We start from the raw sequence: 18,833 nt of genomic DNA, 5'->3' as shown, positions 1-18,833 counted from the left end.
GATCAGAGCGCCGTTGTCACTGCATAGCTGCGATGCACAAATAATAGGTGCCTTCCGATGAAAAAGAGAGCATAAAGCGTATAGCTGAAGCACTTGGCGGTCTCCTCCCAGTTCCGCCGCTCAGCTGTTCCCCTCTGGAGGTTACAGATCTCCACACTTTACGGGCCGCGGTTTACTCCGACGGCCCTTTTTCTTTCTGATCGACGGCCGACGACGCCGGGGCAATTCGACATGGCCTGCCCGCGTCTGGCGTTCGCGGCGCTCTGCCTCCTGAAGGGCGAGAATGCCGAGGTACCGCTCGCGCATGTCCATATCGATATCGCCACGAACCCATTCGTCCAGCAAGGCAATGAAGTCAGGATCCCGGTCGATGGGAGCACCGCGGGAGTTTGCACGATCGATGGCACGCTGTGCGATGAGTTTCCGGGTTTCGTAGCCTTTGTTCATCAAACCCTGACTCGAACTTTTAAGGACAGGCGGCGACATCTATCAGGGGGGTGTCCGGGTCGCGACCTGAAATCTCACCCCATCAACAAGTGAGCAAAACTTTCCGTTCAGATGATGTCCCGACAGCGGCGTCTGCCTTGGCGATCGATATCGCCCAGGATTGGAAACGGGCCAGGTGGGTCGGCGCCCTTCATCGCGTTCTGATCTAGCCGTATCGCCGGGCGTCATTCGCAGCGTCCGTCATTGGCGCTGAGAAGACAGCAGAAACGAAGAAATGATGAAGAGAGGAAAGGGAATAGGTCGCCGATCGGCCGCCCAGCCGGCGCTGTTGCTCAACCGCCGCCAGCGCGATCCCGGCCACTTGTCCTGCGCAGGGCTCGTTAGCCCCGCTTGTCCTTCGTAGCAGGGATGCTCGGCTGCAGTTGCGGCAGTCCAGCCGATCGGCGGTCCGGGAGATGTCTTCGAGGAAAAGGGAAGACAGGAAGGGCTGGCAAGGTGCCGGCCCGGAAACCTCCGTAAAGGATAGCACCGATGCAGATCATCAAGGTTGATCCCCGAGCTTTGAAGGAAAATCCAGACAGGATGCGCCAGTCGAAATCCTCTTCGCAGGCCGACGCTCTGATGCTTGCCACGATCAAGGCCGTTGGCATTGTCCAGCCACCGGTCGTGGCGCCCGAACCGGACGGCGGCAACGGCTATATCATCGACGCTGGTCATCGCCGGGTCCGGCTGGCCATTGCCGCCGGGCTTGAAGAAATAGAGATTCTCGTGGCTGATGTTGCCAGCGACAACGGCGCCATGCGGTCCATGGTCGAAAACAGCGTGCGCGAACCGTTGAACCCGGTCGACCAGTGGTGCGGCGTCGAACGGCTCGTCGCTCTCGGTTGGACCGAGGAGGCGATTGCCGTCGCGCTCGCCCTTCCTCTTCGCCAGATCCGCAAGCTGCGCCTTCTTGCAAACGTGCTGCCTGCGATGCTCGACCAGATGGCGCTTGGCGATATGCCATCCGAACAGCAGCTGCGTGTGATCGCGGCGGCTGACCAGTTTGACCAGAAGGAGGTGTGGAAGGCGCAAAAGCCAAAGAAGGGCGACACGGCATCCTGGTGGCAGATTGCGAATGCGCTGACCACGAAGCGGATGTATGCAAAGGATGCGAGCTTCGGCGATGATCTTGCTCAAGCCTACGGCATCGAATGGGTGGAGGATCTTTTTGCACCTGCCGATCAGGACGGCCGCTATACCACAAATGTCGAGGGCTTCCTCGGCGCCCAGCACGAGTGGATGACCAGCAATCTTCCGAAGCGTGGTGCAATCGTCGAGGTCAATAGCTGGGGTCAGCCGGAACTGCCGAAGAAGGCAAACCAGGTCTTTGGCAAGCCGTCGAAGGCCGACCACACAGCGCTCTATCTCGACCGCGACGGGAAGATCCAGACCGTCCACTACCGGATACCCGACACGGCAAAGAAAAAAGGTGCCGGCGACGGCGGCGCTTCAGAGCGCAGTGAGCCTGCCGACGAGATGGCGATGCCGAAGGTTCGGCCGGATGTGACCCAGAAAGGCCACGACATGATCGGCGACTTTCGCACCGACGCGCTGCATGACGCGCTGGGCCGAGCGCCGATCAAGGACGAGATGCTGATGGCGCTCCTGGTCCTAGCTTTCGCCGGGTCAAATGTTCGGGTCGACTCCGGTGCAGAAGGGACGTTTTATGCTGGCAAGCGCTTTGCCCGCCATGCGGTCAGTCTCTTTAATGAGGCTGGCAAGCTAGCCTTCGATCGTGACACGCTCCGGGTTGCCGTGCGCTCGGTTCTGATCGACGCCCTGTCGTGCCGTCGCGGTATCTCCAACAGCGGGATGGTCTCGCGGGTTGCCGGAGAAGTCATCGGCGCTGACGAATACCTGCCGAACATGGGTTCGGAAGCGTTTCTCTTGTGCCTGTCACGCCAGGCTCTGGACGCGTCGTGCGCGCAGGCGTCCATCCAGCCGCGGCCCAAGGTTCGTGAAACCCGCAGGGCGCTCCTGGAGCATTTTGCGACCGAGCGTTTCGTCCATCCGTCGGCCCGCTTCGCGCCGCCCGCCGCTGAGATGCTCGACTGGGTCCGCGCGGGGACTGCCTCGGACGTTGTCGGTGGAGGCGCTCAAGACGATGCCGCCGCCGACGAAGTGTCCGACGGAGAGCTCGAGGTTTCCGAAAACGATCCGCAGAGTTCGGTAAACTCTCTTGGTGAGGAAGGCGGCATTGATTTCGATAGGCCAGCTGCAGCCTGACCCAGCCGCCTTGCACAGAGTTTCCACCCTCGATCTGTCGGGGGTGGAGTATGCCGGAAGCGCCGGCGGTTTGGCCGTTTCGCCTATTGAAGTTCAGGTCCTCGCCATGTTTCAGGACAGGATAGCTCTTCTTTCCTGGCCAGGGCGTGGGCGGTGCGCCGGCCATAGAGGAGGCTGACGCGGAAATTTTACGGGTCATGAGGGCCGGTTCGCCGATGAGGCGGAGGTTCAGGTCCACGTGCCGAGACGACCGGGACATGAAAGGGAGCTTGCCGCGCTGGACCGGATGCAGCCTCGCATCTCCTGCAACGGCACTCACTTTCGAAAGCTGGAGCGAGCGGATGCCATCAAGGGTGAGCTGGCGCAGCGGACCGGATCATCGGCCATCTCGCGCTCCCCTCAACGTCTGCGGGCGACATAGGCCGCCAGACCGGAAACACAGGCGCGATACTGTCCCTTCGCTGCGGTTGGTGTGATGGCGGGCTGGCCATGTCGGCTTCAACTGGCTTTCGGTCGATGTCGGCCTCCCGGGCCGCGCTGCCCTTCTTGTTCGTTGCGGTCTGAACCGGGGGCCGGTCGGTCTCAAGGCCGCTGGTGCGCCGCGGGGCGGCCGGACCAGCCTCTCCGCGCAAGGGCAGTCCTGCGCTCTGCTCAGGTTGAAACCTGCTTGCCCGCAAGGCTGCCCTGCTTGTTCAGCCGGCCCGGACCTGTGAAGCCGTCCGTCCCTTGCCGGTTCTGGTCAACCGCACCGAAGGGCAGACCGGCACGGGGCCGGAACCGCTTCGGCGAGCCAGGAAAGGAACCTGCCATGGCCAAGCCCGCTACCTCTCGACCCTCAAACGCGCGACCGCCTCTGCGCAAAGGCGTCACCCTCGAAATGGTCCGCCTCACCTGCCCCGATACCGCCCAGGCCCTCAAGATCGCGGAAAGCTTCGGCACAGCAGTCGTCGACAGCGATGGCATCCGCAACCTGCATGGACGGCTGATCGTCGAGACCGCCGAAAGCCTCTCGGAAGGCCTGGGCGGGAAGGCCATGCAGATTCATTTGCAGCGCATCGTCGGAGCCTTCGTCGGATCGGCGCATGGCGCAGGGCAGTTTTATTCGCGCGCAGTGACCGCAGCGCGCGATGCAACGGCCAAAGCGTCGAACGACGCCCGTGACGAGGATCTCGATGGCCCCGTCGGCTATGACAGCGCCGCACAGCGCAAACGCGAGTTTGCAGCCGACATGGGGGTCCAGTCCCACGCCCTGCGCATGGCCGCCGAGGGCGCGGTGGCTGCCTATGAACAGGTTGTCGGCGAGATATGGAAGCCCTTCGATCGCAGGGTAGAAAGCCAGGGTGCCTCGCTCGACCGCAAGACAGCCGAGGCACAGCTGGCGGCATTCGGATAGCCGCATCGGCGGGGCATCAGCCCCGCCATCTTCTCGACTCCCTCAAAGGGCCGTTGCCTGAAGGCACCGACCTTTCTCCTGTCGAAATGGAAGACCGGCGACCTGGCCATCGCGACCCGTCCCGCTCGGTGGTCCTGCAGGAGCGGCGCTGCCCATGCAACGGCTTCGCCGTCCTTCACGTCGTTGCGGCCTTTCCGGTGCATGGCCATCCGACCGACCCCTGACACCGGACTTCCGTGACGGGTCGCGATAGGCGCGGTCCTTGAAACGGAGATGGAAGATATGAGCAGGAAGGCGGAAACGGACCGGGCTGACATCTACACACGGATCACCGACCGGATCGTCGAGGATCTCGAAAAGGGCGTGCGTCCCTGGATGAAGCCATGGAGCGCTACCAACACCCGGGGCAGGATTACCCGGCCGCTGCGCCACAACGGCTTGCCATATTCGGGGGTGAACGTGCTTCTGCTGTGGTCGGAGGGCACAGTTCGGGGCTTTGTCTCGCCAATGTGGATGACCTTCAAACAGGCGCTCGAACTGGGAGGAGCCGTCCGCAAGGGCGAGACCGGCTCGCTTGTCGTATTCGCCAGCCGCTTCACCAAGTCCGAAGAGGACGGAAACGGCATTGAAGTTGATCGCGAAATCCCGTTTTTGAAGGCCTATTCGGTATTTAATGTCGAGCAGATCGACGGATTGCCCGACAGCTATTATGCACCGCCGGCCAAGGTGCTCGACCCGGTTGAACGGATCGAGATCGCCGATCGCTTCTTCCGCAATACCGGCGCCGTCATTCGTCATGGCGGAAACCGGGCCTATTACTCGCCGGTCATGGACTATATCCAGATGCCACCCTTCGAAGCGTTTCGTGACGCGGCGGGATATGCGGCGGTGCTCAGTCACGAGGCCACCCATTGGACAGCGGCGCCCCATCGGGTCGGGCGCGACCTTTCCCGATATGCCAAGGATCGGACAGAGCGTGCGCGGGAAGAGCTGATTGCCGAGCTCGGCAGCTGTTTTTTATGTGCGGATCTCGGCATCGCTCCCGAGATGGAGCCTCGGCCTGACCACGCATCTTACCTTCAGTCGTGGTTGTCGGTGCTTGCCGGCGACAAGCGCGCGATCTTTCAGGCGGCAGCGCACGCACAGCGCGCTGTCAGCTTCTTGCACGCATTGCAGCCGGAAGCCGGGCAGTTTGAAAGGTCCGCCTGAGCTCGACCGATCAGGTGCGGTCGTCACCACTGGTGGCGGCCGACTGATCCTTGTCCCTTTGGTCCTCGAGGCCTTGGGCGATGTCAGCGTCCAACCGTCCCCAGATTGATGGCTTTCGAGGATCCGGCTTAGGTTTGCGGGATGGCTTTCGTTCAACGATGAACGGTTTTGTCTGCTGACGCATTGATCCTCCAGGCGGCGATTCGCAGCGCAACAATATCGCTCCGGGCATGCTGGGCAAATGGGCAGCTCAAGACGGAGGTTGATGTTCCCGATTGATGTGTGCGCAGACAACGCTCCTGCAGGTGCCAAAGGCGCTCGTTGCTCGTTGCCGCTCGTAGTTGCACGCAAGTGTCGGTCGAAAATGCCATCGCCATATCCCTTGGCGTTGGAGCTCCGGGCAACCCATATGCGGGCTCGATGAGGCATGTCTGACCGGAGATCGGCTTCGCCTCGATCGTCCTCCCGCAACGGCAAGCCTCAGATTTCTTAACCCCGAGGGAGCCACCCCACTCGACGGGTCGAGCGGGACCCCGGCAGCCCTCCTCCTCTCCCACCAACAAATCTTCGACTTGCCGTCCTCCATTTCATTGCGGCCCGATCACCACCCCATCGCTTGCACGCGATGGGACCCCGGCTGGGTGCGGTCCGATCGTCACCGGTCCTTGCGACTGCCATCGAGGCCGCGATGGGCGCGGCCCGATACACAAGAAAGGAATACGACAATGGCAACCATCGGCACCTTCACTAGCACCGAAAGCGGCTTCACCGGTTCGATCCGCACCCTGGCATTGAACGTAAAGGCGCGCATCGCCCGGGTCGAAAACGCCTCTGAAAAGGGTCCGCAGTTCCGCATCTACGCCGGCGCCGTGGAGCTTGGCGCGGCCTGGCAGAAACGCTCGGAACAGACTGACCGCGACTACCTCTCGGTCAAACTCGACGGCCCGAGCTTTCCGGCTCCGATCTACGCCACCCTCTCCGAGGTGGAAGGTGAGGACGGCTACCAGCTCATCTGGTCACGCCAGGTCAGGGACTGAGTGATCAGGAGGCTCCGCCGAAGGCGGGGCCTCTTTCCTTGTCGAGAAACCCAATCCAGACCCCGAACCGAGCCAGATCCGGCTGTTTGAACAGCCATGCGGCGAACTGGACGCTGCTCAAGATGCACGTTCATGCCAAGCGAGGATGCCGCCTGAAAGATGAACGGTTTCCCAAGTCCCATCCGCGGTCCCTGGCTGCCACCGCGGGCAGCGCTTAAAAGGCGCCAAATAGGCACGATATGACCTATAAGCCCGGCATCCAGGTCGTCGAACCGTGGGCTAACTTGCGCATTGCTATCGATGGCATTGAGCGCGGTCAGACGCTTCGAGGGTGATCTTGAAGTTGCGGAACTTGTGCCGCAATGGCCGAGCCGAACGGTATGCGTTAGCGATTGGCGTGAGCGCCACGTAAGACAGCCGTGTAGCCGCGCTCCCTTTTTTGTCGAAGGAGTTTGAGGAACACGACGACGGCATCGTGCTCGGCTTCAAAATGACGGATCATCATCTGTCCCTTCGTCCCAATGCGGCCCCAACGCCGCGTCAGGCAAGCATCTCCGAACAGGCTCGGCTCGATGGACATCTCGTAAAAGCGTGCCACGTTCCTCGTCTCGTCGGTTCTTTCAATGTAGAGTCGGTAGCGCTGGGTAATCATGCCCGCATGATCGTGCTTCCCGGATTCCGCGTCCAACGAGTGTTTTGAATCGTTTGGATCCGACCGATTCACTTTAGTGATGTGAAGAGGCCGCGGTCCGCTTTCGGGATGCCCACCAACCCTTGCAACTCTGCTGATGGCGACAGTTTGTTGCAACCCATTCGGCTTCCGCACGGAACTCCACACGACCTTGAGCATCCCCGGAACCAACGTCCGCTCGCAGCGTTTGATGTTGCAGTTTCACACCATTTCAGGATGACAACGCAATGCCCTCTGGCCGCCCGGCTGATGGCCAACTCCTGAGATGGCCCGATCAAGAGGAGGAAGAGTATGCATCCATCGGATCAACTTTGGTGTGTCCCGCTTACCGTTCGCCTTCAGAGCGGTATCCAGCACACGTTTTCATCTCCCTACGAAGCGCTCGACTTTCTTGAGAATGAATGGCCAATCGGTCATGCACCGAATCATGATCGAGCGGTTCGCCTTTGTCGCGAAGCTATCAACCAATGCGCGCCCCTGGCCGTTGCCCGAGAAGCGTTTATATCAGCCTGCCTGGAGGCAGGCCTGCCACTGGCGTCAGATCAAGCACGAAAGTCGTCGTTCTAGTGGACTGGCACCAGGATCTCGGCCTCTTCCGCGGCCGCGTCGCGCGCACCTGCGTCGTCGATCCTACCCTCCAATGCCCCACGGCAGACAAGCAGTGCACGATGGAATGCCGGCCCGTCTAACGTGGGCCAAAGCTCCATCAGGCATTCGGCAGCCTCTCGTGTATTGTCAATCTGCAGGACGGCCGCCGCCTCTTCGAACTCGATTTCCACCAGCACAGCCTTGCGCCATTTTTTCAGATTTCGTGCGGCCATCGGGAACCCCTTTGTTCAGTAAATGCCTACCAACGAATGGAGTTCCGCTTTGTGACAGGAACGGTCTAGGCTCCAGACTCAATTGATCCACCATGTGACGATAGCTGCGATGTAGCAGGTTGCGGCGAAGTTTATCATGAGCTTGTCGTATCGGGTTGCGACACGCCTCCAGTCCTTGAGACGGCAGAATGTCCGCTCGATGATATTCCGTCTTCGGTAGGCGACCGGGTCGAACGGTCTGATCCTCTTTCGGGTTGGATTATTGGGAATGACTGGTTCCGTGCCGCGTATTATCAGGAAGCTGCGCAAGGCGTCGCTGTCGTAAGCCGTATCTGCGGCGCAGAGCCGTGTTGGCGGCAAGGGCTCAAGGAGCGGGATGGCAACGGGTGCATCACCGCGTTGCCCAGGCGTTATTCGCAACGCAACTGGACGGCCGCAACCATCGACAACAGCATGGATTTTTGTCGTTCTGCCGCCTCTCGATCGACCGATTGCTTCGGCATCCGCCCCCCTTTTCCGCCAGCGGCAGAACGGTGTGCTTTTGCGGTAGTGCTATCGATCATATGGATGTCCCGATCGTTCGTTTGCACCAGAGCTTCAAACAGTCGCCGCCATATCCCTCTAGCTGACCAGCGATGGAAGCGATTATAGACCGTTGTCGAAGGCCCGTAGCAGGATGGACAATCCTGCCACCGGCAACCGGACCGCAAGACGTGAATGATCCCGCTGATGACCCGGCGGTCGTCAGTACGATGAGCGCCGGGTTGGTTGGTCGGAAGCAGCGGCGAAATCACCGCCCACTGATCGTCATCAAGCCAGAATTCGCCTGCCATGGTCAAACACTCCTGCTTCTGCAGGCAATGAATCATGGATAGCTAATCCCATCAACAATTTGATTGGGTTTCGAGCCTAGAGAAGTGGCGAGGGAACAAAGTTCGTCCTGCGTCGTTTATAGGGCAGCCGTCCTGCGGTCGGACGGTTAGGGCCCCGGCCTCTCTACGGAAGTCCCCTCCAAGCGCCGAGGCCCGACGAAACATCTCCTGGTATTTTTTAGAGCTAGGGGAGCGGAGGGTTCGGCACAACGTCTGCAGCATTGCGAACGTGCCGGGCTCTCTAACTTGCGGATGGTTCTGTAACTCACTCCGGATGGGGCAATCCATGGACAAGTTCGCTTATATCGCCAAGGAACTGAGAGACTTGATCGAACTGGCGGAGGAGGACCGCGATCAGTTGCAGGAACTGAGCCACCTCCTGTCGATGGCGTTGGAACAGGCGGAAGTGCGAATGAAACGCAACAAGGGCGAAGGTGACACTGACGAAGCACCCCGAGCGTTGCAGCAGGTAGATGCGGACCCGGCCGCGCTCAAATAGCCTGCTTGTCTCGCACTTGCTCGACGACGTCGCAGCCGATCTGGCTAGATTTAGCTTATCGCCGGAAGGCTGGCGAAGGAGTACATTGGCCTCCGTGGTTTGCCCCACACGAGCCACATACACGCGACCCGGCGACCCTAACCTATAATCGCCGGGTCGCGACCCTCCGCGTGGGTTTCACGTCCCGCCTAGTGTGTTTGACACAGCTACGTCATAGGGAATCTGAGGCCAAGGGGCTCAGGGCGAGGAACCTGGCGCGATCACGAATACCCATCTCAAAGAGACGCATGATCCGCCTAGCCAAATCTTCCGCAGCTTCGGATGGACGGCTTACCCGGTCTCGGGCGCAAAGCTCGTCGAACACTCCCTGCATCATTCGGAGGTCCTCGGGGCCGGCGAAGTCGCTGGCGTGAGGTTTAAAGGTCATTGAAACTCTCCTAATTTCCAAAGCTTAGCATGGAATTGTGGCGATTTAGATTTTAGCCCGCGATCAGGGGCCCTGTTGACGTCCATACTCTTTGCAGAGAAAAGGAAGGAACACCGGCAAGGCGGCGCCGCTCATCGACCATCGCCGTCCAAGTTCACATCCACCGGTTCTTGCTGGCCTGAAGGCTGAACATCTCGAGATCGAGTGCCGAGATTGCCAGCGAATGGGACGCTACCGCCTTCCGGGCTGATCGAGCGCTTCAGCGCAGATATGCCCTTCCTGCAGCTCCTCTAGCCAAATACTAGCTGCCGATTGTCGCCGTACGCAGAGCAAATCGGACCGGTGTCGGGCTGGCATCGCCTCAATCTTGTGAGCCGCAACCATGAGGGCTGGAGGGAGTTCGCACGGCGCAGCATGATTAATCTTGTTGCGATATGTCGAATCTGATAGCCGCAGCCTCAAAAATAGCGCACTGTTGCTCATCGCTTCCATATGTATGGCCGGAACGACTGGGAGATAGCAACTCTCGCCCCCACAGGGAGGGAGTATGGTGTCAAAGTCCATCGATCCATATTCAGGTGGCAGCAAGTTCGACAGAGCATTCGGTCCCGACGATCTGAACGAGCTTCAACGCGTTTTTGACGACTGTCTTCGAGAATGCGGCGTTTCTCGCCACAGTGAGGCTGCCGAGGCGCTCGGCGGTGCCATCATCCGCCTTTATTCTCAGGGGCAGCGCAACCTTTTGGCAATCAAAGAAGAAATTCTGGATTCGTTCAAGATATCGGGCAAGCCCTCACCCATAACCTGACCGCCGGGAGGTCGGCGGGCCAAGGCCCGCGCACGTGCAGCTCAAGTTGCGCTGGCGGTTTCCGGCTGTCTTGCGTGGTCATCACGGTCGTATTATCGTTGTGTATGTTTCAAACATGCTGAGGGGAGAGCGATGCCTCGCGCGGGCACGAGGGTTTTCGATCGCCTTCCGATCTACACTGTCGAGCCGGGAACGCTGCGGGCATTTGGCCTTGCAGCGTTGCTTGCCGCTGCGGCGCTTGCCGTGCGTTTGGCGCTTGGGCTGATTGATCCATCAGTTCCACCATTCGCGGCGGTTCTCGTTGCCACGATGATGAGCTCGATTCTGGGTGGAGCTTCAGCAGGCTTCTTGTGTTTCCTGCTCGGTTTCGCCGGATCGTGGGTCGCGTTCCAACACCAGATTCCAGCGGCATTCGGCCCCTTGGGTCTTCTACAGTTTGTGTTGTCTTCGTCTCTGATAATCTGGATTTCCTACGAGTACCGTCGGCTTATGAGACGCATCCAGGATCGCGAAGAACTGGTGAAGCGCCAAAAGATCCTTGTAGAAGCAGAGAATCGAACATTGGGACTGATCGCGACTGATAGGCCGCTTCAAGAATCCCTTGAGAGCATCGTCAAGACGATTGAGCAGTACTCAGATGTCCTGGCCTCTATTTTATTGCTGTCATCCGATGGTCAGAAGCTTTACGTATCTGCCGCTCCTAATCTTCCGAAGGCTTACAGTAAGGCAATCGACGGGGCGGAGATTGGACCGAAGGCAGGATCGTGCGGGACAGCTGCGTTCGAGGCAAAGGCTGTCGTCGTAAGTGACATAGAGACGGACCCACTCTGGGAAGACTATCGGGATCTGGCGCGGCAGTACAATCTGCGGTCCTGCTGGGCCTTCCCTATCCTGTCGCAGAATGGCGCCGTGCTGGGTACTTTTGCGATCTACCAACGCCAGTCTGCGGCACCTTCCCAACAGGAAAGAGACATCGTCGAATTGCTGGTAAAAATTGCGGCTCTGGCGATAGAGCGTGACCACGCACGAGAGCAAAAAAATCTGCTCATGCAGGAAGTAACTCATCGCGTTAAGAACCTGCTTTCAGTCGTTGTCTCGATTGCCTCAAACACGATTCGGAAAGATGTGGATGAGGCTACCTACACCGATTTTGAGAAGAGGCTTGTCGCTTTGGCAAATGCTCAATCTCTTCTCTCAAATACGAATTGGGAAGGGGTTCAGGTTGTAGAGCTTGTCAAAAATATTGTTGTTTCGCCGTTCAATGCCGATGACAATCGGTTCGTATTTATGGGGCCACCTGTGCAGTTGCCTGCTCAGATTGTCCTGCCATTTGTTCTGGCAATTCATGAACTTTGTACCAATGCCGGCAAATATGGCTCCCTCTCCAATGATCGCGGAACAGTCGAAATAACCTGGGGCTATGGACCTGAGGGGGAGAGTGGACACTTCTTTCTCCGATGGAAAGAGCGAAATGGCCCCCCCGTTTGTCCTCCATCGACGGAGGGCTTTGGTTCGCGGATGATCCGATCAGTCTTCGCGCGCGGGCTGGGCGGAGACGCGGAATGTCGATACCGACCAGAAGGACTGGAATGCGAAATCCACATTCCGTCAGCATCATTGTCGATGAACCAGAAAGGTTAAGGCGGTGCCGGGTGGTTGGCCCCTGTGCATGGACACTGACCAGCCCCCGATCCCCTGCGTTGTCCTCACAGGATGGTGCCACGACCGACTGGCTTACACCCGAGCAGCCGGATGGCGTTGCACGCGGCAGACCGAGCCGAAGAAGGGCTGGTTTGCGGTCCTGCGTCTCTACAGCCCGCTCGAGCCCTTTTTCGACAGAAGTTGGCGGCCAAGCGAGATCGAGTTGGTCAAGTGAAATGGGACGGGGCCGATCGCCCGATTGGCCTCGCCAGTCCGACAGCCGACACAGCGGCGAGCCAAAACCCACCCCTTAATTCGTCGCTATTCTGCCGCCTGCCGAAATGATACCTTCTCCTCCGCAACGTTGTTGAGGAGGTCTTTTCGTGCACCAGTGGCGGCCATTGGCTCCCTCGGCTGAGGATATTCTCGGCATCAGCTCCGCGGCGATATATGCGACCGATGCCTCCGGAATGATTACCTATTTCAACGAGCCGTCCGTTGCCTTGTGGGGCGCGCGTCCGATCATCGGAAAGACCCAGTGGTGCGGTTCGTGGAAAATTTACGACACAGACGGGCAAGTCCTGCCCCATGATCTCTGCCCGATGGCAATCTGTCTGAAGGAGCACCGCGAGATCACTGGAGTTGAGATTGTGGTTGAGCGGCCTGACGGCACAAGGAGCCAGATTCTTGTCAATCCACGACCGATTGTTGCGACTGACGGAAGTTTGGTTGGCGCGGTCAATACCATGGTCGACGTCACCGCCATCAGAAACGCCGAGCGCGCCCGCAATCGAAGCGAGTCTTTTGCCGAACGTGTACTTTCAAGCAGTCTTGACTGCATCAAGGTGCTGGATCTTGAGGGGCGACTTCAATCAATCAACGCTTGCGGGTGCGTGAGCCTTGAAATCGATGATCCGTCGAAAGCGGAAGGACTCTCCTATTTCGATTTCTGGCAGGGCGGCGAGCGGGACGCTGCTGTCAAGGCGGCACATGAAGCGCTCGCCAGCGGTTCCGGACGGTTTTCCGGTACCTATGTCAGCTCTTCGGGCCGGGAGACCGTTTGGGATGAGATCGTGACCGCCTTGCCTGACGAATTAGGGCAGCCGCGGGGGTATGTCGTTGTCTCCCGCGACATGACAGAGCATCACCAGTCTTCGCAGGCCATGGCAAGACGGCTTCGCCAGCAGAGCGCCTTGGCCGAGATTGGCTCCCTGGCGCTCACCGAGCCCAGTTTCAAGGCCGTGCTCCAACGGACGACCGAACTATTAGGCGCCGCCGTTTGCTGTTCTATGGCAAAGGTGCTCCAATTATCTGACCACGCCGATCACCTCATTCTTCGCGCAGGCGTTGGCTGGAGGGACGGGTTGGTCGGAAAGGCTACAGTCGGTATCGATCAGGACTCGCAGGCCGGCTATACATTGCTCGCTGGAACTCCCATCATCGTAAGCGATCTTGAGACAGAGAACAGGTTCAGCGGACCAGCGTTGCTTCGCGAGCATCGGGTTCGAAGCGGGATGAGTGTGCCCATTCCCGGCTCTGCAAGTCGACCATTCGGCGTCTTGGGCGTCCATAGCGCCGAACATCGGGCCTTTGAACAGGCCGACCTCGACTTCCTTGTAGCGGTGGCAAACGTGATTGCGGCAAGATGGCGCCAGGAAGAGGCCTCGGAGCACCGCGCGCTTCTGTTGAGGGAAATGGCGCATCGATCCGGCAACCTCTTGCAGTTGGCGAACTCGATTTTTCTTCAAACTCTCCGTCATACGCCGGACCTCGAAGAAGCAAAAAGCACCTATAGCCAGCGGCTCGCCGCCATGGCGAGAACAAACATGATGATATCTCAAGGCGGATGGGGTAAGACCAGCATCCGCGCCCTGGCGGATGAAGCGCTTGAGCCGTTCCTGCCTAAGGTCAAGATTTCCGGCCGTGACCTTGCCCTGCCCGCCGAGCTTTGCTTTGACCTTGGTCTGGTCTGGCATGAACTATCTACCAATTCGGCAAAGTACGGCGCCTTCGGCCGAGATGACAAATACGTCAGTCTTTCGTGGTCTCTAAGAATCGGCATTGACCAGGCTGACGAGTTGACAGTGGTCTGGAGGGACGAGTTCGTCGGTGCCAGCGAGGTCGGCAAGGGCTCAGGGTTTGGAATGAAACTCCTGTCGCAACTCGTCGAGAGGAAGCACTCCGGGACTATCGAAGTTGAACATAATCCCGCCTACCAATGCTCGATGACGATGAAGGTAAGGCGTGGAACTCAGGGCGCCAGCTAGGTTATCGACAAATTGATGCGCGCCGCGGCACATAGTCGGTGGGGCGGAGCCGCATGCGGTTGATGAGTGTCCTCGCTCCTCCTTTCTGCGTGTATCGATGCGCACCTAGGCCTCCGGGTTGTCAAAGCCGGTTCTGTGTTTCTCGGCACATGGAACTAAGGCGTTCGCGTCAGGCACGGTCTGCTCGCGGTGAACCTAGGCAACCGAATCATACTCGCTCTGCGCCATTCGCACCGGTTCCGCCAGCAAGGATTTCCCTCGTCCAATGCTCCCTCGAAAACCGTGGGCGCGCAATTCTGGCTTGCATACCCGTCACACATACGTACTAATGTTCCCCGCGTATGTACCTGGCCCATCGACAACAGGAGGCCGGAATGCGTCACTGGGTGACTAAGTTGAAATGCCTCTTCGCTTTAGGATTTACCTTTGGCGCCGCTGCTACGGGACCGCAGTGCGCTGTGCCGCAAAGACTGGCCGGGCAAAATGCCGCTGCGGCGCCTGAGTGGGCGCCGTTATTGGCTCTATCGAAGATTACCAACCGGCCTGGTTGGCAGGTCGGTAAACGCCTACGAACTGTCTGCCGATAACCCCCCAAAGCCAACGGAGAAGCAGTCAAATGGGATTACGTCCGCGTATCAAACGTCTCGCCATATTCGCGATGATTGGAGCTTGCACTTTCGTTGCGCCGCAAATCTTGCGAGCCCAGGAAGCAATTCACCAACCGGGTTCGAAGCAGATAGGAACGCCGAAAGTTGAACATTCGGAAATCGTGCCTTCGCTTTATGTCCTGAACGCACAGAGCGCTACGCTGCAGGGCGATACTCTCACGCTCAACGGTGTCCCCCCAAGCGTCATTGTCTTCGCGGATCGTCCGGTCAGAGCCGCGGGCCACGAACTTACAGAACATCTGATTGCAGACTGGGATGTTGGTGACGACAGCTTTGGAAAGGACCCGCCCAATGCTACTGTTTCGGTTTTCGACAAGGAAGGCTCCACGGTTAACGATGCCGTTGTCGTGCTGAACACGCCCAAGCTTGAAGGTGACAAGCTTACGTTCACCGTCGAGGTTCTTGAGGGCGATCTGAAAAATGCCGATGGTGCCGCATCTGTCTTCATCGACATAATCGGCAGGCCCCTGACGCCACTTTCGTACGCTGGCGTGGCTCGCCGTACAATGCGTCGTGGGGCGTTCTATGCGGGGGCGGCTGCCGGCGCAGCTTACGGTTATCCTTACGCGCGCCCAGCATGTGGGTACTATCCCTATCCACCGTGCTAGACAAAGCTGGCAGTGCAAAACTGTGAAACAGCAAGCTGATTGGCGGGGCAAAAGCCCCGCCAGCCGGCGCAAGCGGGGGCGATGTGATGGTGGTGATGAACTCCGCTGGATTGAAATTTTAGAACTCTATGACGCATCGGTTCGTGCGCTGCTTGACGACACGCCAGCGGAGTTCATCGCGCTACCCAGAAGGAATTGGCAGCACAGCCAGCAAACTGCCCAGAAGGGGCGCCGTGCGATGGCAAGGAGAACTCCAATTGTGAAGGCGGCCGCCTTGAGAGGCTGTCGCCGCCGGAACGGTGACAACGCTGCCTGAAGCAACTTTAGTCCTCTCGTTGCCGCAGAAGTGAATTTTCGTCGATTTATTGAGCGAGCCGGTCTGTCTGAGTCCGCGGAAAGCCTTCCAAACTTCGCACCTGGTGTTACGAACCGAACTGTCGATCGCCTGTAAGGCATTGCCGATGCTATAGCGAAAGGGGCCAGGGGCTCGAAAGTCCCTGGCCCCTTTCGGACCTTGCGCTATTTGCGGTTCGCCATGGTCGAGTATGCTGTCATCAGGTTGCGATAATCGGGAATGTGATTGGAGAAAAGGGTGCCGAGCCCCTCGATATCATTGCGCCAGTCGCGGTGCAGCTCACCGGCAACAGCGAACCACGACATGAGCTGAACGCCGGCTTGCGTCATCCGATCCCATGCCGCGTTACGCGTGATATCGTTAAATGTGCCAGAGGCATCGGTCACGACAAAAACATCGAAGCCTTCCGCTATGGCCGAGAGAGCTGGGAAGGCAACGCAGACTTCAGTGACAACGCCCGCGATGATCAGCTGCTTACGCCCCGTCGCCTTTACCGCCGCAACAAAGTCTTCGTTGTCCCATGCATTGATTTGGCCGGGCCGGGGAATGAATGGGGCGTCGGGGAAAGCCTCCTTCAGTTCGGGCACCAGTGGTCCGTTTGGCCCGTCCTCAAAGCTCGTGGTCAGGATGGCCGGCAGGTTGAAATACCTGGCAAGGGCCGCGGTCGCCAGAACATTGTTCTTGAAGCGGTCCGGCTCGATATCGCGCACCAGCGACAACAGGCCCGTTTGATGGTCGACAAGCAACATTGCAGCCTGGCTCTTATCAAGCCTTACATAGGGTTTGTTCATTTTTGATTTCCTTTCTGGCTGGTGGAGGGGGAGCTCAGCCCGCCACTGGATCAAAGTGGATCTCTCGTTCTATTGCCGAAGCGGACGTATCGCCTGCCTGACCTCATCGACCGTGTTCACGCCCAACGGCCCCTGCGCTACAGCAGGCTCCTTCATGGGCTCTCCGCTCAGGACGAGTAACTTGGTGTCGACTGTTGCCACGACGGCCGCCGCGTCGCCTTCTGGTGCGAAGATGGCAGATTGTGTTTCCCGGACGATCTGACCGCCATTGATCGCGGTTTCGCCGGTAAGGACGACAAGCGAGAAAGTTCGACCAGCAGGCGGGTCAAACTCGATGGTTCCGCCCGCTCGCAGCCGAACATCCAATATGTCGATGGGACCAAACGTTCGCATTGGTCCTCTTGCCTCCTCAAGGCTCCCGGCAATTACGCGAACACTGCCACCTCTTTGCGGCAGCGCGACGGTTGGAATTTCGCCGGCCAGCAGAGTCCCAAGGCGAGGCTCAGCCGACCTGTCCTTCGTTGGAAGATCGACCCACAACTGTACCATTTCGAAAGTTCCGCCTTCGCGGGCAGCGGCAGGGGAACGGTGTCCCTCGTGAAGGTTCTCTGATGTCGTCCATCCTACGCCGCCAGGGCCAATCAGGTCTCCTGGGTCGGATGAGCCACGATGCTCAATCTCGCCGGCATACACGATGGTGACAGTTCCGCCCCCAGGACCCGGTCCCACGCCGAGCCTTGCAGTGGCGGGCTTGAATGCCGTCGGGCCTGCATGTTCAAGCAGAAGGAAAGGGCTGATGCGCAGGCCCTGATCATCGTGCGAGAGCATTGTTCGGACTGGAAAAGCATCGCCCACCCAATGCGGGCGTGGGGCGGTGTAGATGCCGATGATCTGCCTCATGCCTTCGCCTCTTTGGTTGGATGCCGCCATTTGCGGGCGGTTCGTCTGTGCGACAGCATTGTCGCTCAAGCCAACCGGTTGAGAAGTGGCGAATTTGGTGCCAGTCTGTCCTAAATACAGGACAGTCGATGCAGGATCTAAATGACCTTTCATATTTCGTGCAGGTGGTGGACAAGGGCGGTTTTGCAGCGGCCGCCCGCCACCTCGGCATTCCTCGTTCCCGCCTGAGCCGGCGTATTGGCCTCCTTGAAGAAAGGCTTGGGGTCAGACTTATCCAGAGGTCGACACGACGTTTTGCTGTCACGGATCTCGGTCAGGGATATTACCGGCACTGCGTCGCAATGTTGGTGGAAGCGGAGGCGGCGCAGGCGCTCATCGACAGCCAGCGCAGTCAACCCCGGGGCATTGTCCGGGTAAGCTGCCCTGCCACCCTTTTGTTCTTTCACGTGGGGGAGATGATCGTCCGCTTCATGGAGTCCTGCCCGGACGTAGAGATCCATCTGGAGAACACCAATCGCCGCGTAGACATCATTGGCGAAGGTTTTGATGTCGCCTTCCGCGTTCGCTTCCCACCGCTGGATAGCGAACTCGTTATGCGTGAATTGGCTCCAAGTCCTCAGAAGCTGGTTGCGTCTGCTTCGCTTGCCGCAGGTTTGAAAGCGCCGGTCACACCTGCCGATTTGTCCTCGCTACCGAGCATGGCTTGGAGCAAGAACCATGGCGACCACGAATGGAGCCTCGAGAATGCGGAGGGCGCGCAGTTCGCTGTCCGTCACAGACCACGACTGGTGACAGAAGACATGATCTCCTTGTTGCGCGCCGCACGAGGCGGGGTGGGCGTCGTTCAGCTTCCTTCTATGGTCGTCGATGAAGATATAGCCAGGGGCGCCTTGATAGACCTTCTGCCTGCCTGGAGGCCTCGTCCTGCAACGATCCATATGGTCTATCCGACGCGGCGGGGCCTGTTGCCTGCAACCCGTGCATTTATCGATCACGTCGCTGGAGAATACCAGCGTCTCAATATACGAAAATAGTTCACCGCAGTCGCGGCAAGCTGTCTCTCATGCCACGGTCAGGAAAAGGCTCGCGCCGGGCGACGGCAGCGAACCATCGCCAGGAATACGCTGCGCT

Annotated in this window: 17 protein-coding genes; 11 read left to right on the top strand and 6 right to left on the bottom strand. The window is 59.0% G+C overall.

What is annotated here, in order from left to right; genetic code table 11:
* Nucleotides 1-141: 141 nt before the first annotated feature.
* Nucleotides 142-447, bottom strand: a complete 306-nt coding sequence (locus ACXAGF_RS22740) for a hypothetical protein (RefSeq protein WP_475019828.1) — start codon at nucleotides 445-447, stop codon at nucleotides 142-144.
* Between the two features lie 531 nt (nucleotides 448-978).
* Between ACXAGF_RS22740 and ACXAGF_RS22735 the strand changes: the two genes are divergently transcribed.
* From ACXAGF_RS22735 to ACXAGF_RS22720, 4 genes are all read left to right on the top strand, one after another.
* Complete coding sequence (locus tag ACXAGF_RS22735) at nucleotides 979-2,715, top strand: ParB N-terminal domain-containing protein (protein ID WP_475019827.1); 1,737 nt, start codon at nucleotides 979-981, stop codon at nucleotides 2,713-2,715.
* Nucleotides 2,716-3,523: 808 nt separating this feature from the next.
* Complete coding sequence (locus ACXAGF_RS22730) at nucleotides 3,524-4,108, top strand: hypothetical protein (protein WP_475019826.1); 585 nt, start codon at nucleotides 3,524-3,526, stop codon at nucleotides 4,106-4,108.
* 282 nt (nucleotides 4,109-4,390) lie between these two features.
* The gene (locus tag ACXAGF_RS22725) at nucleotides 4,391-5,317 is read left to right on the top strand and encodes an ArdC family protein (protein WP_475019995.1); all 927 of its coding nucleotides are present in this window, start codon (nucleotides 4,391-4,393) and stop codon (nucleotides 5,315-5,317) included.
* A gap of 725 nt (nucleotides 5,318-6,042) precedes the next feature.
* Nucleotides 6,043-6,354 (top strand): DUF736 domain-containing protein, encoded by a 312-nt coding sequence (locus tag ACXAGF_RS22720; protein WP_475019825.1) that lies wholly within the window; start codon nucleotides 6,043-6,045, stop codon nucleotides 6,352-6,354.
* A 385-nt stretch (nucleotides 6,355-6,739) separates the two neighbouring features.
* On the opposite strand, the gene ACXAGF_RS22715 is transcribed toward ACXAGF_RS22720, so the two are convergent.
* Nucleotides 6,740-7,006, bottom strand: coding sequence for a WGR domain-containing protein (locus tag ACXAGF_RS22715; protein WP_475019824.1), 267 nt, complete (start codon nucleotides 7,004-7,006; stop codon nucleotides 6,740-6,742).
* A 330-nt stretch (nucleotides 7,007-7,336) separates the two neighbouring features.
* On the opposite strand from ACXAGF_RS22715, the gene ACXAGF_RS22710 reads away from it, so the two are divergent.
* Nucleotides 7,337-7,612, top strand: a complete 276-nt coding sequence (locus ACXAGF_RS22710) for a DUF982 domain-containing protein (RefSeq protein ID WP_475019823.1) — start codon at nucleotides 7,337-7,339, stop codon at nucleotides 7,610-7,612.
* Here ACXAGF_RS22710 and ACXAGF_RS22705 read toward each other — a convergent pair.
* Together ACXAGF_RS22705 and ACXAGF_RS22700 are read right to left on the bottom strand one after the other, a co-directional pair.
* Nucleotides 7,609-7,866, bottom strand: coding sequence for a DUF982 domain-containing protein (locus tag ACXAGF_RS22705; protein ID WP_475019822.1), 258 nt, complete (start codon nucleotides 7,864-7,866; stop codon nucleotides 7,609-7,611). The two genes, ACXAGF_RS22710 and ACXAGF_RS22705, sit on opposite strands and share 4 nt — an antisense overlap.
* Nucleotides 7,867-7,944: 78 nt before the next feature.
* Nucleotides 7,945-8,699 (bottom strand): IS5 family transposase gene (locus ACXAGF_RS22700; protein WP_475019821.1). Its coding sequence is split into 2 segments (ribosomal slippage): nucleotides 7,945-8,369 and nucleotides 8,369-8,699, totalling 756 coding nucleotides; the frame shifts between segments, so codons are not numbered across the junction.
* A gap of 325 nt (nucleotides 8,700-9,024) precedes the next feature.
* Here ACXAGF_RS22700 and ACXAGF_RS22695 point away from each other — a divergent pair.
* From ACXAGF_RS22695 to ACXAGF_RS22675, 5 genes are all read left to right on the top strand, one after another.
* On the top strand, nucleotides 9,025-9,237 hold the full coding sequence (locus tag ACXAGF_RS22695) for a hypothetical protein (protein WP_475019820.1): 213 nt from the start codon (nucleotides 9,025-9,027) through the stop codon (nucleotides 9,235-9,237).
* 977 nt (nucleotides 9,238-10,214) lie between these two features.
* Nucleotides 10,215-10,472: a hypothetical protein gene (locus ACXAGF_RS22690; RefSeq protein WP_475019819.1), complete on the top strand. Its 258-nt coding sequence runs from the start codon at nucleotides 10,215-10,217 to the stop codon at nucleotides 10,470-10,472.
* A 132-nt stretch (nucleotides 10,473-10,604) separates the two neighbouring features.
* Entirely contained in the window at nucleotides 10,605-12,113 is a 1,509-nt protein-coding gene (locus ACXAGF_RS22685) for a sensor histidine kinase (RefSeq protein WP_475019818.1), read from the top strand.
* Nucleotides 12,114-12,496: 383 nt separating this feature from the next.
* Nucleotides 12,497-14,380, top strand: a complete 1,884-nt coding sequence (locus ACXAGF_RS22680) for a PAS domain-containing sensor histidine kinase (RefSeq protein ID WP_475019817.1) — start codon at nucleotides 12,497-12,499, stop codon at nucleotides 14,378-14,380.
* A gap of 616 nt (nucleotides 14,381-14,996) precedes the next feature.
* Nucleotides 14,997-15,656 carry a hypothetical protein gene (locus tag ACXAGF_RS22675; protein ID WP_475019816.1) on the top strand — a complete coding sequence of 220 codons (660 nt, stop codon included), beginning with the start codon at nucleotides 14,997-14,999 and terminating at the stop codon, nucleotides 15,654-15,656.
* A 519-nt stretch (nucleotides 15,657-16,175) separates the two neighbouring features.
* Here the strand turns inward: ACXAGF_RS22675 and ycaC are convergent.
* Together ycaC and ACXAGF_RS22665 are read right to left on the bottom strand one after the other, a co-directional pair.
* Nucleotides 16,176-16,802 (bottom strand): isochorismate family cysteine hydrolase YcaC, encoded by a 627-nt coding sequence (gene ycaC, locus ACXAGF_RS22670; protein WP_475019815.1) that lies wholly within the window; start codon nucleotides 16,800-16,802, stop codon nucleotides 16,176-16,178.
* Nucleotides 16,803-16,871: 69 nt separating this feature from the next.
* Nucleotides 16,872-17,702, bottom strand: coding sequence for a pirin family protein (locus ACXAGF_RS22665; RefSeq protein WP_475019814.1), 831 nt, complete (start codon nucleotides 17,700-17,702; stop codon nucleotides 16,872-16,874).
* 128 nt (nucleotides 17,703-17,830) lie between these two features.
* Here ACXAGF_RS22665 and ACXAGF_RS22660 point away from each other — a divergent pair, with 128 nt between their 5' ends.
* Nucleotides 17,831-18,736 carry a LysR substrate-binding domain-containing protein gene (locus ACXAGF_RS22660; protein WP_475019813.1) on the top strand — a complete coding sequence of 302 codons (906 nt, stop codon included), beginning with the start codon at nucleotides 17,831-17,833 and terminating at the stop codon, nucleotides 18,734-18,736.
* The last annotated feature ends 97 nt before the right edge of the window (nucleotides 18,737-18,833 follow it).

The organism is Mycoplana sp. ABR4_002 (assembly GCF_056159645.1).
The sequence above is the reverse complement of the archived record's forward strand: the minus strand, read 5'-3'. Positions and strand labels throughout refer to the sequence as shown.

Bases quoted from the DNA above. Each gene is read 5' to 3' on its own strand.
- ACXAGF_RS22740 (WP_475019828.1), bottom strand. From the start codon at position 447: ATGAACAAAGGCTACGAAACCCGGAAACTCATCGCACAGCGTGCCATC.
- ACXAGF_RS22735 (WP_475019827.1), top strand. From the start codon at position 979: ATGCAGATCATCAAGGTTGATCCCCGAGCTTTGAAGGAAAATCCAGAC.
- ACXAGF_RS22730 (WP_475019826.1), top strand. From the start codon at position 3,524: ATGGCCAAGCCCGCTACCTCTCGACCCTCAAACGCGCGACCGCCTCTG.
- ACXAGF_RS22725 (WP_475019995.1), top strand. From the start codon at position 4,391: ATGAGCAGGAAGGCGGAAACGGACCGGGCTGACATCTACACACGGATC.
- ACXAGF_RS22720 (WP_475019825.1), top strand. From the start codon at position 6,043: ATGGCAACCATCGGCACCTTCACTAGCACCGAAAGCGGCTTCACCGGT.
- ACXAGF_RS22715 (WP_475019824.1), bottom strand. From the start codon at position 7,006: ATGATTACCCAGCGCTACCGACTCTACATTGAAAGAACCGACGAGACG.
- ACXAGF_RS22710 (WP_475019823.1), top strand. From the start codon at position 7,337: ATGCATCCATCGGATCAACTTTGGTGTGTCCCGCTTACCGTTCGCCTT.
- ACXAGF_RS22705 (WP_475019822.1), bottom strand. From the start codon at position 7,866: ATGGCCGCACGAAATCTGAAAAAATGGCGCAAGGCTGTGCTGGTGGAA.
- ACXAGF_RS22695 (WP_475019820.1), top strand. From the start codon at position 9,025: ATGGACAAGTTCGCTTATATCGCCAAGGAACTGAGAGACTTGATCGAA.
- ACXAGF_RS22685 (WP_475019818.1), top strand. From the start codon at position 10,605: ATGCCTCGCGCGGGCACGAGGGTTTTCGATCGCCTTCCGATCTACACT.
- ACXAGF_RS22675 (WP_475019816.1), top strand. From the start codon at position 14,997: ATGGGATTACGTCCGCGTATCAAACGTCTCGCCATATTCGCGATGATT.
- ycaC (WP_475019815.1), bottom strand. From the start codon at position 16,802: ATGAACAAACCCTATGTAAGGCTTGATAAGAGCCAGGCTGCAATGTTG.
- ACXAGF_RS22665 (WP_475019814.1), bottom strand. From the start codon at position 17,702: ATGAGGCAGATCATCGGCATCTACACCGCCCCACGCCCGCATTGGGTG.
- ACXAGF_RS22660 (WP_475019813.1), top strand. From the start codon at position 17,831: ATGCAGGATCTAAATGACCTTTCATATTTCGTGCAGGTGGTGGACAAG.